The sequence below is a fragment of the Bradyrhizobium algeriense genome, from assembly GCF_003062295.1.
In the GTDB taxonomy this organism is placed as follows: Bacteria; Pseudomonadota; Alphaproteobacteria; order Rhizobiales; family Xanthobacteraceae; genus Bradyrhizobium; species Bradyrhizobium algeriense.
The window spans coordinates 151,493-164,201 of sequence record NZ_PYCN01000001.1; the positions used below are offsets into that span (position 1 = coordinate 151,493).

General features: G+C 64.5%; 12 protein-coding genes. 4 read left to right on the forward strand and 8 right to left on the reverse strand.

Going from position 1 to position 12,709, the window contains the following annotated elements:
• Window positions 1–24: 24 nt before the first annotated feature.
• Both C7G61_RS00750 and C7G61_RS00755 read right to left on the reverse strand, forming a co-directional pair.
• Window positions 25–738, reverse strand: coding sequence for a hypothetical protein (locus C7G61_RS00750; RefSeq protein WP_108512770.1), 714 nt, complete (start codon window positions 736–738; stop codon window positions 25–27).
• Between the two features lie 129 nt (window positions 739–867).
• On the reverse strand, window positions 868–1,116 hold the full coding sequence (locus tag C7G61_RS00755) for a hypothetical protein (protein WP_108512168.1): 249 nt from the start codon (window positions 1,114–1,116) through the stop codon (window positions 868–870).
• 151 nt (window positions 1,117–1,267) lie between these two features.
• Between C7G61_RS00755 and C7G61_RS00760 the strand changes: the two genes are divergently transcribed.
• The gene (locus C7G61_RS00760) at window positions 1,268–1,921 is read left to right on the forward strand and encodes a hypothetical protein (RefSeq protein WP_108512169.1); all 654 of its coding nucleotides are present in this window, start codon (window positions 1,268–1,270) and stop codon (window positions 1,919–1,921) included.
• Here the strand turns inward: C7G61_RS00760 and C7G61_RS00765 are convergent.
• Window positions 1,918–2,826 carry a DMT family transporter gene (locus C7G61_RS00765; protein WP_108512170.1) on the reverse strand — a complete coding sequence of 303 codons (909 nt, stop codon included), beginning with the start codon at window positions 2,824–2,826 and terminating at the stop codon, window positions 1,918–1,920. The two genes, C7G61_RS00760 and C7G61_RS00765, sit on opposite strands and share 4 nt — an antisense overlap.
• 95 nt (window positions 2,827–2,921) lie before the next feature.
• Here C7G61_RS00765 and pdxR point away from each other — a divergent pair, with 95 nt between their 5' ends.
• Complete coding sequence (pdxR, locus tag C7G61_RS00770) at window positions 2,922–4,355, forward strand: MocR-like pyridoxine biosynthesis transcription factor PdxR (protein ID WP_108512171.1); 1,434 nt, start codon at window positions 2,922–2,924, stop codon at window positions 4,353–4,355.
• A 21-nt stretch (window positions 4,356–4,376) separates the two neighbouring features.
• Here the strand turns inward: pdxR and C7G61_RS00775 are convergent, their stop codons facing one another.
• Entirely contained in the window at window positions 4,377–6,707 is a 2,331-nt protein-coding gene (locus C7G61_RS00775) for a mechanosensitive ion channel domain-containing protein (RefSeq protein ID WP_108512172.1), read from the reverse strand.
• A 241-nt stretch (window positions 6,708–6,948) separates the two neighbouring features.
• Window positions 6,949–7,887, reverse strand: a complete 939-nt coding sequence (locus tag C7G61_RS00780; RefSeq protein WP_108512771.1) for an NAD(P)H-dependent flavin oxidoreductase — start codon at window positions 7,885–7,887, stop codon at window positions 6,949–6,951.
• Between the two features lie 138 nt (window positions 7,888–8,025).
• Here C7G61_RS00780 and C7G61_RS00785 point away from each other — a divergent pair, with 138 nt between their 5' ends.
• Complete coding sequence (locus C7G61_RS00785) at window positions 8,026–9,588, forward strand: AMP-binding protein (protein WP_108512173.1); 1,563 nt, start codon at window positions 8,026–8,028, stop codon at window positions 9,586–9,588.
• 69 nt (window positions 9,589–9,657) lie between these two features.
• On the opposite strand, the gene minE is transcribed toward C7G61_RS00785, so the two are convergent.
• Genes minE through minC form a run of 3 tightly spaced genes read right to left on the reverse strand, consistent with a single transcriptional unit; the run spans window position 9,658 to window position 11,481 of the window.
• Window positions 9,658–9,954 (reverse strand): cell division topological specificity factor MinE, encoded by a 297-nt coding sequence (minE, locus tag C7G61_RS00790; RefSeq protein ID WP_108512174.1) that lies wholly within the window; start codon window positions 9,952–9,954, stop codon window positions 9,658–9,660.
• Window positions 9,951–10,766 (reverse strand): septum site-determining protein MinD, encoded by an 816-nt coding sequence (gene minD / locus C7G61_RS00795; RefSeq protein ID WP_108512175.1) that lies wholly within the window; start codon window positions 10,764–10,766, stop codon window positions 9,951–9,953. Before minD ends, minE begins: the two co-directional genes overlap by 4 nt.
• A gap of 19 nt (window positions 10,767–10,785) precedes the next feature.
• Window positions 10,786–11,481, reverse strand: a complete 696-nt coding sequence (gene minC, locus C7G61_RS00800) for a septum site-determining protein MinC (protein WP_108512176.1) — start codon at window positions 11,479–11,481, stop codon at window positions 10,786–10,788.
• Window positions 11,482–11,882: 401 nt separating this feature from the next.
• Between minC and C7G61_RS00805 the strand changes: the two genes are divergently transcribed.
• Window positions 11,883–12,662, forward strand: a complete 780-nt coding sequence (locus tag C7G61_RS00805; protein ID WP_244608087.1) for a hypothetical protein — start codon at window positions 11,883–11,885, stop codon at window positions 12,660–12,662.
• Window positions 12,663–12,709: the final 47 nt, after the last annotated feature.

Here is a 12,709-nt window from a genome sequence, read left to right on the forward strand (position 1 = left end):
CGCTGCAATCGCAGCGTTCTCCGCTCAAATCATCGCGGCGACTTTTTCCAGGCCGATGATGCGGGCGAGCGAGCGGACTTCGCTCTTCTGGTCTTCACGCAACTGGAACAGCAGCGGCATCGCCGCCGATTTCAACTGCTGGACTTCGGCGGATTCGGGATCGATCGGCACGCCCGCAGCGGTCGGGTTGGCCTGCCGGCCCGCATGAATCTTGCGGGCGACGGCGCGCAGCGCGCTCTCCACCGGCGGCCAGTAGGATTCCTGCGACGCGGACAGTTTCAGGCGATCCTTGATTCCGGCGATCTGGACGTCGCTCAGGAGCGCATAGTTCTTCTGGGGTTGCGGCTGCGGCTTGGCAACAGCCTTGGGCTTCGGCGGCGCCACAGGCGATGATGCGGCGGGCGCCATCGGCGCGGCAGGCGCGACTTCCTTCGGCAGCCCGATATCGGCGGGGCCGGTCGAGGCATAGGCCTGGCGCAACGAATCGCTCAGCGCCGCGGTGGTCTGCGGCGGCTCATAGGCGGCCGCCGCATAGCTCACGACAGCCAGCCGGTCCTTCTTGTTTTCCTTGTTCGACACCGGCGTCTGGACAGAAGCAGGCGTCTGGGCGGTAGCAACATAAGCAGACGCCAGTTGAGGCAGCGCCGCAGGTATGCTGTCGCGGCCGAGAATGGCGGTGGCGGCAGCGCCGACCACGAGAAAGCAGATCAGCGCGACGATGGTCATGGTTTTGGTCAAAAAGGTCTCCATTGCCGCCGACGTTTGGCCCTTTTGCCGAAAACTGGATGACAATTGAGGCGTTACGATGCCAATCGGAGCCGTAACGCGATCAAAAAGCTGGGGAAATCGTCCCTAAACAGCCCGGAATCAGGCCGCCGCGGCCAGTTCGTAGGCTTCCTGGATATCGGCCACGATATCGGACGCCTCCCACAGGGCGTCGGGCTCGATCGCCTGCAGGGTGACGGTCCAGTTGCTCTTGCGGCTGCGCGGCAGGCTGACGACCTCGAATTCGATACCGCGGCACAGCGGATGCCGATCGAGCGCAAACATCACCCGCCGGGTGATCTCGTGGAGGGTCGCCGGGGTTTTGGCAGCAAGATATTGATCGAGATCCATTCCTTTACCCCTTCGATTTGCCGTCCGGCCGGCCATGGCGGCCGACCATCCTCTGGGGCTATTGTTGGGGCCGATATGGTTAACGGCGCGTTAAGCCTCGCAAGGGCACGGGCCGGAACCTTTAGCGAACGGCGGAGCGGAACAGCCCGGCATGGCCGCAGCGATACCTCAGACGACAACGGCCACGACCGGGCCGTCGGTTCGCGCCGCGCTGGTGGCGGCCATCGCGATTTCAGCCTTCACGCTGTCGGTCGCGACATTCGAGCTGTCGATGGCGGACTGGCCGTCCGGCTTCGTCCTGCTCGTCGTCGTGCCGCTGGTGGCGCTCGTGTTCTTCGGCGGCATCGTGTGGTCGGCGACGCTGCTTTTGAATATCCGCTCGGGCGGCGCGAAATTCGCCCTCCCTTTCCTGATCTGCGCGCTGACGCTCGCCATTCTCGCCTACGCACCGCTGCACAAGATCGCCCTCGAGCAGAATTTCCGCTGGTACCGGCAGGTCCGCGAACGGATCGTGGCGCGGGTCGAGGCCGGCGAACTGAAGCCCAACGTCTCCTACAACAAGAACCTGATCGCGCTCGGCGACCGCGAGCCCAACGTTTCCGCTGGTGGTAACGACATCGTCGTCGATGAGACGGACGAAGGCACCTACGTGCTGTTTCTGACCTCGCGCGGCCTGAAGCACCATTTCACCGGCTTCCTGCGCGTACCGCCGGGTGGCGATCCCAGGCTGTTCTTCGAGTTCGAGGACAAGCCGCCGAGCCAACTCGTCCGCTACGACAAGGACTGGTATTTCGTGGCGAATTAGGACGTTCTTAGCCGAAGCGAGCCTCCGGCAACGGTGCCGAGCGCGATGCCGCCGATGATCAGCGTCATCGCCAGAAACAGCGACGGCTCGAGCGGCTCGTTCAGCATCACGGTCGCGCTGATGATCCCGAGCAGCGGCGTCGCCAGCAAGCATAGCGAGGTGGTGACGGCGGGCAGGCTTCGGTTCACCATCGTCATCGCCCAGTTGGCGAACGCCGTGCAGACAATTCCGCTATAGAGCATCAGGGCGGAAAGACGCGCGGTCCACGCGATGTGCGGCGCGCCTTCGGTGATCCAGGCCATGGCCGAAAGCAGCGCGGCCGCCAGCAATACCTGCCAGAACACGAGCTGGAAGGGCGTCGAAATCCATTTATGCGCCCGGACGTAGACGATGTTGCCGGCCCAGCAGAATGCTGCGAGCAGAATCAGGCCGCTGCCGAACAGCGCGTCGCGGTCGCCCCAGTTCAGCGTCTGCGGATTGAAGATGACCGCAAGCCCCGCCAAGCCGCAGCCGATACCGATGACGCGCCTTCGCGTGATGGGCTCCGACAGGAGCATTGCGGCGCCGATCGCGACCCATAGGGGCGTGGTATAGCCGAGCACGATCGCCCTGCCCGCCGGCACGAACTGCAGCCCGGCCGCGACCAGCGCCGAAAACGCCACCAGATGCAGGATCGAGGTGCAGAACACCACCGGCAGGTCGCCGCGCTTCGGGACGATGAATTGCCCCTGCGCCCACAACATCGGCGCCAGCATCGCAGCGGCGATCATGCAGCGCAGTGCCGTCGCCCATAATGGCGGCACGTCCTGCACGATCATCTTGGTCACCGGCCAGTTGGTCCCCCACGCCAGCACGACACCGGCGAGCAGCACCGCCGCGCTGCGGGTTGAAAGTCCACTGGCCATCTCGAACGCGTCCCGTCACGAAGTGATCCGCATTGCCTAGCCCTTCAACTGGCCCTAATGAAAGAACCAGTCTTGGCAGATTTGTGGTGCCAGTTATGGACGACCTGTTGCCCGGAATGCTCGACCTCGCCCGCGACGGCAGCGAAACGCTGACGCGCCAACTGACCGACCAGTTGCGAGAGCTCATCGCCAGGGGACGCCTTGCGCCCGGCCAGCGCCTGCCGTCGAGCCGGCAACTCGCGGGGTCGCTCGCCCTGTCGCGCAACACCGTCTCGTTTGCGATCGAGCAATTGGCTGCGGAAGGCTACCTCTCGCTTTCCGCCGGACGCCGTCCGGAGGTAACCGCGGGCCTGTCGCTCGATCGCAGGACTTCGCCGCGAAGCAACCGCGCCGGAAGCCAGCGGATAAACCTGTCGGCCTGGGCAGGCGGCCTGCACCGGGCCGACTGGCCGCCTGTTCATGACGGACCGCCGCGGCCGTTTCAGCCCGGACTGGCGGACGAACGCGAGTTTCCGCACGATGCGTGGAGCCGTTTCCTCCGTCGCGCGGCGCGAAATGCACCGCTGCGCCGCGACCGGCCGATCAACCATCCACCGCTGCAGGAAGCCCTGCTCGGGCATCTCGTGGTTCATCGCGGGATCAAGGCCAAAGCCAGCCAGATCCTGATCGTGCCGACGGCGCAAGCCGGCCTGACGCTGGCCGCCAATGCGCTGCTCGAGCGCGGCGACCACGCGTGGATCGAAAGCCCGGGCTATGGCGGCGCCAACGTCGCATTGCATGCCGCCGGCGCCATCGTTTCCGCCATCCCGCTCGACGCGCAAGGCATGGCCATCTCCCCGCCCAAGGATGCGCCGCGGCTGATCTTCGTCACCCCCTCGCACCAGTATCCGACCGGGCGGCTGATGCCGATCGGCCGCCGTCTTGAACTGCTGCGCTTTGCCGAGGCCACGGGCGCCTGCGTCATCGAGGACGACTATGACGGCGAATTTCACTATGAGGCGCGCCCGGTGGCCGCGTTGCAGGGGCTCGCAACGTCACCGCAGGTGTTCTATCTCGGCACCTTCTCGAAGGCGACCTATGCGGACATCCGCTTCGGCTACCTCGTGGTGCCTGAAGCGCTGGTCGATGTCTTCGAGATCGCGCAGCGCCACACGGGAATGTTGGCGTCGATCACGATGCAGGATGCGCTGGCCGAATTCATCAGCGCGGGCGCCTATCTCGGCCACATCAGAAGGATGACGCGCCTCTACAAGGGACGGCGCGACCGCATGCTGCAGGCGCTTGCCGCGGAAGCCGGCGGCCGGCTCAGCATCGAAGCGCCCGCCGGCGGCATGCAACTACTGGCAAGGTGCCAGGCCAACGACCGGCAATTGTCGGCGCGGCTGCTCGAAGCCGGCGTTGTCAGCCGTCCGCTATCGGGCATGCTGTATCACAAGACGGGTGAGCAGGGCCTGTTTCTCGGCTTCGCGGCGTGGAATGAAAAGGAGATCGACCGCGCCGCGCGCATCCTTGGCCGAATCGTTCGCTAGGACGCGTGGTATGGTGGCGAACTAGCCGGCCGCGCGCCTCGGCGTTGCATTCGCGGCAACATCGGCGGGTGCGGGTATCTGCATCAGAATGGTCTGACTGCCGGGCGCTATTTCGACGCCGCACTCCTGGAATCGCCGCTTCATGCGGCGGTTGAATTCGCGTTGCACCGGCCAGCGGCCGGCATCGGTGCAGCGAATCTGGCCGACGATCGAGGCCATCGAGCCGTCCACCTTGTCGACGCCCCACAGTTCGAGATCGCCGCGGATCAGGTGCTGGAATTCCGCCTCGCGGCGCATCTCGGCGACGATGTCCTTCAATATCTGGCCGGCGCGATCGGTGTCTTCCTTGTAGGAGACGTTGACGCTGACGGCCGCGTTGCCGGCGCCGCGGCTTGAATTGGTGATCGTCGTCACCGCGCTGAACGGCACGATGTGCACCGAGCCGTCGCCGGAGCGCAGACGAAGCGTGCGGATCGATACGTTTTCCACCACGCCCGACAAGCCTGACAGCGTGACGTTGTCGCCGACCTGGACGGTGTTCTCGAGCAGCAGAAACAGCCCGGTGATGAGGTCCTGCACCAGCTTCTGCGAGCCGAAGCCGATGGCAATACCGACAATGCCGGCGCCGGCAAGCAGTGGCGCGACGTTGACGCCGATTTCGCTCAGCGCGGTGAGGCCGACGACGATGACGATCACGCACAACAGCGCGGTTCGCAGCATCGGCTGAAACGTGCGCAGCCGCGCCGCGCGCGCGTAATGGCCCTCACGCGAGAGCGCATTGATCTTGCGATCCAGCAACGCGTTGCTGATTTCCCAGATCGCCGCCGCAGCGAGCGCAGCAATACCGACGGTCACTACCGCCGACAGCAACCGGCTGCCGATCTGGCCGCCATAGAACCAGACGATGGCGTCGACGCCCCATACCTCCAGCAGCGCAACGAGGCCGATGAAGGCAATCACCGTCGAGACGATGTTGCGCAACAGCGGCAGATAGCGGTTGGCGCGGGTCTCCAGGCCCGGAAAGCGCTGCAGGAGATCCGGGCTGATGCGAAAGCCGCGATCGATCAGGCTCAACACCAGGATAGTAGCGAGACGCATGATCAGCACGACCGCGACGGTGCCGACGAAATATTGCAGCAGCAGCGCGTAGCCGTTGCGGATGTTCAGCGCCCACACCGCCCACAGCGCGAGATCGAGCGCGATCGCGAGATAATGCCAGAGGCCGGCGACGCGGTTGCGTATCCTGGCCGCGGCGCCGTCGCGGCCCGCCGGCGCGCGAATGGCGTCGGCGACCTGGCGGCGGCACTGCAGGATGACGACGACGACAAAGAGATGCACGACCAGCATCACCAGGCGCAGCACCGTTGCGTAGCCGGCGCGGTGCAGGCCGAGCAGCAGCGCCACATTGGCGAAGGCTATCCCAGCGACGGCGACGGTAACGATGCGGCGCGCCCATATCTCGATATAGGCAGCGGTCTCCGCGCGAACCCGAAACAGGCCGAACGGCCCGGCCAGCGCCCGCACGACGCAGATCAGCGCGCGCGACAGCGCATAGGCATTGACGACCGCGAGGATCACAAGCCGGGTGGTTGAGAGATCGCCGATCCCTGTGCCCAGCAACATCGTGGCCACCCCGATGAAGACGAGCACCGGCAACAATTCAAGCACGAGACGTCCGAGCACGAAGGGCAGCCTGATCAGCGACTGCCAGGTGCGCGCCAGGCTGAGGCGCCGTTGCTGCAGCTTGGGTTCCGCGACGACATCCGCCACCGACGACGGCGGATCGGCCACGGCCAGCGTCTGCACCGGGGCGCGCGCGGTTTGCGGAAGCCGCGCTTCCAACAGCGCCACCGGCCGCTTGATGAGGCGGAAGACCAGCCACTCGGCAGCAAGAGCGCAGATGAACACCAGCGCCAGTTTCCAGGCGATATCGAGCAGTTGATGATAGGCGGACGGATCGTTGGCGGTCCGCACGAACCAGTAATAGAACGCCCGAAAATGCGTCAGTGTCCGCACCACATCGGCGACCTCGCGCGAGATCTCGCCGACCTGCTCGGACACCGAAAGCAAAAGCTGTGCGCCGAGGCTGTCCGCCGTCAGCGGTATCGCGGATTTCGGCTCAGGCGCCGCGGCTTGCGGCGAGGCATTGGCGATCGCCCGCAACGTCTCGATCACCTGCGCGCGCTTCTTGTCGTCGGAAAGCGTCTCGAGCGCCCGCTTCGCCTGCTCGGGCGAGAGCACGTCAGCTTTATCGGCGGCAGGCGCAGCCGGCGCGCCGCCGGGCTGGGCGAAAGCCGGAAGGATGAACAAGACGCTGGCGAAGAGGATCGACGGCAGGAGCTTGAGCGACACGAAGACCTCTTTGGAAAAAATGCGCCCGACGGCAAAACCGGGATCGGCCTTGCCCTCGTGCTTGCGTCATGTCGGATTGCCTGTTTTCGCCGCCTTCCTGTGTCGGAAGTTTGCCATTGCGACGGCTTTCTCTTGGCATTTGCTCGCATCACGGCGACGCGACCGCGCTCGATCGCATGGAACTTCGCAAATGCGGCAAGATGCAAATGCTGCAAGATGAGAGGCGCGAAGTGGTAACGCCCTAGCCAGGCCTGACGCGCGCGGCGGCCTCGCGAAACTCCGCTGATGTGCGCGCCACAAGCTCATCGACCGAAAGCAGTTCCGTCACGCCCGAAACGGAATGCCCCGCGCTCCAGATATCCTTCCAGCGTTTTGGACGACTTTCGCGCGCGCCGATGTCGATATCCTTGCCGATATCGATCGCGCCGCGCAGCGGCAGATTATCCGGATCGAGACCGGCGGCCTCGATCGATGGGCGCAGCATGTTGGTCTGCAGGCCCGTGAACGCCGACGTCAGCAGGACATCGTCGGCTGTGCTGGCAACCAGCAGCTCCTTGTATCTGATATCCGCCATGCTCTCGCGGGTAGCGATGAACTTGGTACCCATATAGGCAAGGTCGCAGCCAAGCGCCTGCGCGGCGCGCAACGCGTGGCCATCGCTGATGCCGCCCGCCAGCACCAATGGCCCGTCGAAGAACGCGCGCACGGCGCGCACGAACACGAAGGGATTGAGCCAGCCGGTCTGGCCGCCCGCGCCGGCCGTCAGCAGCACCAGGCCGTCGGCGCCGGCAGCAACGGCACGCTCGGCATGGCGGATGGAGGCGACATCGGCAAAGACCAGCGCGCCGGCATCATGCAACGGCCCAATTACCGGCGCCGGCGATCCGACCGAGGTGATCACCATTTCGGGCCGGTGCCTCAGCAGCACCATTAGATCCTGCTCCAGCCGCGCGTTGGAGCGGTGCACGATCAGGTTGGCGCAGACCGGCGCTGACGGCTTGCCGCCTGCATCCGCATGCGCCTTCAACCTGATGTCGATATCCGTCAGCCATTCGTCCAGTTGTTCGGAGCTGCGGCAATTCACCGTGGGAAACGAACCGATCACGCCGTTGCGGCAGGCGGCCACTACCAGTTCAACACCGGAGACGAGAAACATCGGTGCCGCGATCAGCGGCAGCATGAGGCGGTCGCGAAAGCGCGCGAGGGGGTCGATTGTTGGCAAAGTGCTTCTTCCCGACTTGAGCGGACTTCTTGTTGTGTTAGCGTTGCCGGAACATTGGCACGGGCGAAGGCCAATTACAAAACAGGGGAGAAAAAAATGAGCAATCCGCTCTATGCGTTTCCGGCGGCGTGCGAGCAGACCTTGCGGGCGCTGGCGCGCTACCCCGAACGCACCGCATTTAGCTGGCCGGGCGGATCGATCACCTATCGCGGCGCGACCGATATGATCGGCCGCATCCAGAGCGTCTTCATGCAGCTGGGCTTTGCACCCGGCACCCGCGTCGCGTTCCTCACCGCCAACCGCGCCGATACCTGGTGCGCCGGCTGCGTCGCGCAATTGTCGCGGTTTGCGATCACCTGGCTGCATCCGTTGGGGTCGCTGGACGATCAACTGTTTCAACTGGAAGATTCCGGAGCGCAGATACTGGTGGTCGACGGCGTCACCTTCCGCGATCGCGGCGGCGAGCTCGCCGCCAAGGCATCAAGCCTGAAAACCGTCTTCACGCTTGGGCCGGCCGATTACGGCGCCGATCTCCTGCAGGCGATCGATACGGCCGGCAGCGCCACGGCGCGCAGCTTTGCCGGCCCCGACGATATCGCCTCGCTCAATTACACCGGCGGCACGACCGGCAAATCCAAGGGCGCGCTGCGGCACCACCGCGAATATAGCGGCTATGCCAATGCCATCCTCGCCGATTTCGAAATTCCGGATACCCCGCGTTATCTCACCGTTGCGCCGATCAGCCATGTCGCGGGCACCAAAGTGCTGCCGACGCTGATGCGCGGCGGCACCGTGCACATGCTCAGGGGTTTTGACCCTGAAGCCGTGTTCAAGACCATCGAGCGCGAGAAGATCAACTTCACCCTGTTCGTGCCGACGATGATTTATGTGATGCTGGATCATCCCTCGCTCGACAAGACCGATCTCTCCTCGCTTGAATTGCTGCTGTATGGCGCGTCCGCGATGTCGCCGAGCCGGCTGGTCGAAGGCATCGAGCGGATCGGGCCGGTGTTCTCGCAGCTTTACGGCCAGACCGAATGCTATCCGGTGTCGGTGCTGCGCAAGGCCGACCACGACCCCGGGACGCCGGAGCTGTTTTTATCCTGCGGATTCCCGATCGCCGCCTGTCAGGTCAAAATTCTCGACAATGACGACCAGGAAGTCGAGACCGGCGAGGCCGGCGAGATCTGCGTGCGCGCCGGCCATGTGATGGCCGAATACTGGAAGCGGCCGGACGCCACGGCGGAGACGCTCAAGAGCGGCTGGCTGCACACCGGCGACGTCGCCCGCGCCGATGAGCGCGGCTACATGTTCATCCTCGATCGCAAGAAGGACATGATCGTCTCCGGCGGATTCAACATTTTTCCACGCGAGGTCGAGGATGTGTTGTCACAGCATGCCGACGTCGCGATGGTCGCCGTGGTTGGCGTGCCCGATGAGAAGTGGGGCGAGGCCGTCACCGCCGTGATCGTCGCCCGCGAAGGCGCGCGACCAAACGCGGATGAGTTGATCAACCTGGTGAAGGCGAAGAAGGGCTCGGCGCACGCGCCAAAACACATCAAGTTCGTCAGCGAGTTGCCGATGACCGGCGTCGGCAAGGTCGACAAGAAGGTGCTGAAGGCTGGCTTCTGGACCGGCCGGGACCGGATGGTGGGGTAGGCCTCACACGGTGGAACGATCGTGTCGCGGACGCGGCGCGCGGCGCAGCATCCGCGACACGAAAGATCCCTAGCCCGCCATGCGCCTCTCGACCGCCGCCTTCGCCTTGTCGAAATTGTTGGGCACTTCAATATCGACTTCGAGCGTCGAGACGGACTTGCCCCGCTCCAGCTTGACGATCACCTTGTCGGGGTCGAGCTGTACGTGTTTCGACACCACGGCGAGAATCTCCTCCCGCAGCGTGACGAGCAGGTCGGACTGGCCGAGCAGCCCGCGCTCGTGCGACAGCAGGATCTGCAGCCGCTCCCGGGCAACCGGGGCAGTCGCAGTGCGGCTGCCGAACAGCCGCAGCAGCCTCATGCTCATGCAGCCCTCCGTCCGAGTAGCCGGTCCATGAAGCCCTTGCGTTCGGCGGGCACGACCATGGCGACTTCCTCACCCATCAGGCGGCGCGAGGCATCGATATAGGCGCGCGCCGGCGCGCTCTCGGCATTGTTGAGCGTCACCGGCGTGCCGACGTTTGACGCTTTAAGCACTTCCTGGCTCTCGGGGATGATGCCGAGCAGCGGGGTGGCGAGGATTTCGAGGATGTCGTCGATCGTGAGCATCTCGCCGCGCGCGGCGCGCGCCGGATCGTAACGGCTGATCAGCACGTGCTTTTCCACGCGCTCGCCGCGTTCCGCCCTCACCGTCTTCGAATCGAGCATGCCGATGATGCGGTCGGAATCGCGCACCGAGGAAACCTCGGGATTGGTGACGATGACGGCTTCGTCGGCATAGCGCATGGCGAGCGTCGCGCCGCGCTCGATGCCGGCCGGGCTGTCGCACAGGATCCAGTCGAACCGACTCCTGAGCTCGGCGATGACGCGGCCGACGCCTTCGTCGGTCAGCGCATCCTTGTCCCTCGTCTGCGAGGCTGGCAGCAGCCAGAGATTTTCCAGCCGCTTGTCGCGGATCAACGCCTGCGGCAGCTTCGCGACGCCCTGAACGACATTGATGAGGTCGAACACCACGCGGCGTTCGGCGCCCATCACGAGGTCGAGGTTGCGCAGGCCGACGTCGAAATCGACCACCACAACGCTCTGCCCGCTTTGCGCAAGCGCCGCGCCGAGCGCAGCCGTCGAGGTGGTCTTTCCAACGCCTCCCTTGCCCGAGGTAACGACCAGCACCTTGGCCATACGCGATCTCCTTAACCGGTTAATTCAGCGGGGTAATTTTCATGGTGTCCCCCTCCAGCCAGGCTTGCGCCGGGCGGTTGCGGAGCGAGATGTCGATTTCTTCTGCAGTCTGGTAGTAGCCGTCGATGGCGAGCAGCTCCGCCTCGATCTTCTGGCAGTAGATCCGCGCATTGGAATTGCCGTTGACGCCCGCCATCGCGCGGCCGCGCAGCGTCCCGTAGATGTGGATCGATCCGCCGGCGACGATCTCCGCGCCTGACCCGACCGAGCCCAGCACGGTGACGTCGCCCTCGATGAAGACGATCGACTGGCCCGAACGCACCGGGCTATCGAGCAGCAGCGAGGTCGGCTTCGGCTTGGCCTCCGGCTTCTGCGCCGGCTCGCTTCGCGTGATCACGCAGGCGCGCCCGCCGGTCAGCAAGGGCGGCATGTTCGCCGCAAGCCGCTCTTCGTCCACGCCCTCGATGCCGAGGACGCGAATGCCGCGCTCGTTGAGGCTGTTCACGAGATGAGCGATGGCGGCGCCGGAGAGGTCGACGGATGCGAGATCGAGCACGATCGGCTTGCCGACGAAATAGCCCGGCGAGCGCGCCAGCGTGGCGTCGATTTCGGCGAGCCATTCCACGATCGGCACGACGGGGCTGAATACGAACGCGACATAGGAACGGCCGCGCAGCCGGACCAATTGACGCGTGGGATCCGCTCGTACGTCCATGATGTTTCGACTCGCCTTTCTTAGTGAATGGTTAACAATCGGCCAACTTGGTTAACGAGTAATTAATGCGGCAACCCGCGCCGCGCGCAGAAAAGCGCGCAACAGGCGGCAAATTCGGCGCATTTGTGGCTGTTTCTTGCTGCCGGTCGCGGGGCGCGCACGTCAAACCCTATCCCTATAGGGATCTTGCGAGTTGTAGTTAACAAGACCTCAACTTACTTTCGTCACGTTTCCGACCTAAATTAGTCCTCGCGCGGTTCCAACAAACTTATGTGTGCTGGCAGCTGTAAGGGTCTGGCAGTCCATTCCGTCGGGCAAGACGGACATTTGCCGGCAGGGGACTTAAGGCAGTGGAAGCCGTGGGGAAGGTGTGGCCGCGAGACATGATCTCGCAGCGAGAAATGATCTCGCAGAAAGGTGTCGTCGGACGCAGGGACGACGCCCCACATTTTGATTCAAATCTTCCGACCAAACTTAGCGGCCCCTGGGGAGCGGACGTGGATTCCTCCGCGCGCCTGCTCCAGGAGCTGGAACTCCTGTCCAATACGTCCGCAGCCGTTTCGCCGCCAACCAATCCGCCGGGTCATCCGCCGAGTGCCAATCCGCCAAGTGTCATGAGGAGTAAGCGTATGAGTAGTGTGAGTGAGCAGGAACATCTCAATCCCCGCGATCCGCTGTACTACGCGCCGCGCTCGCTCCGTGAGCGGTCGGCGACCCGCGCTGCAAGCCCCGAGACGCCGTTTTCTCCGGTGTCGTTCGACTCCCAGCTCGAGAGCGCGGTATCCGATGCGCTGCGCCATCCGCTCGATCCCGAGCTCATGCACGAACCCGACCTGGAGTCGAAGAAGGCATTGTGGACCATCGCGGCACGCTTCGCTGGCGCCATCGGCGTCGCGGCGCTCGTGGCGCTGTTCTTCGTCGTCGCCGTGCCCGGCTCGCGGCAGAGCGATGGTGAGCCGTCAACGTCGACGTTCACCAACGTCACACAGTCGATCAAGAACGCGCTGTCTCAATCCGGTGAGGCTTCGCAAAAGCCTGCGATCAACGAATTCCAGGCCCTGCTCGGCTCCACCCCGCCGAGCGCTCCGGCGGCGTCCGAGCAGGACAGCCAATTGCTCAAGCAGTTCATGCAGTGGCGCGAGAAGCCGGATCCGTCCGCGCCACAACGTACCAACCCATAATTCAGACGGAGGGCTGACCATGCCCGAGAACCGACTTTCGGTAGTTC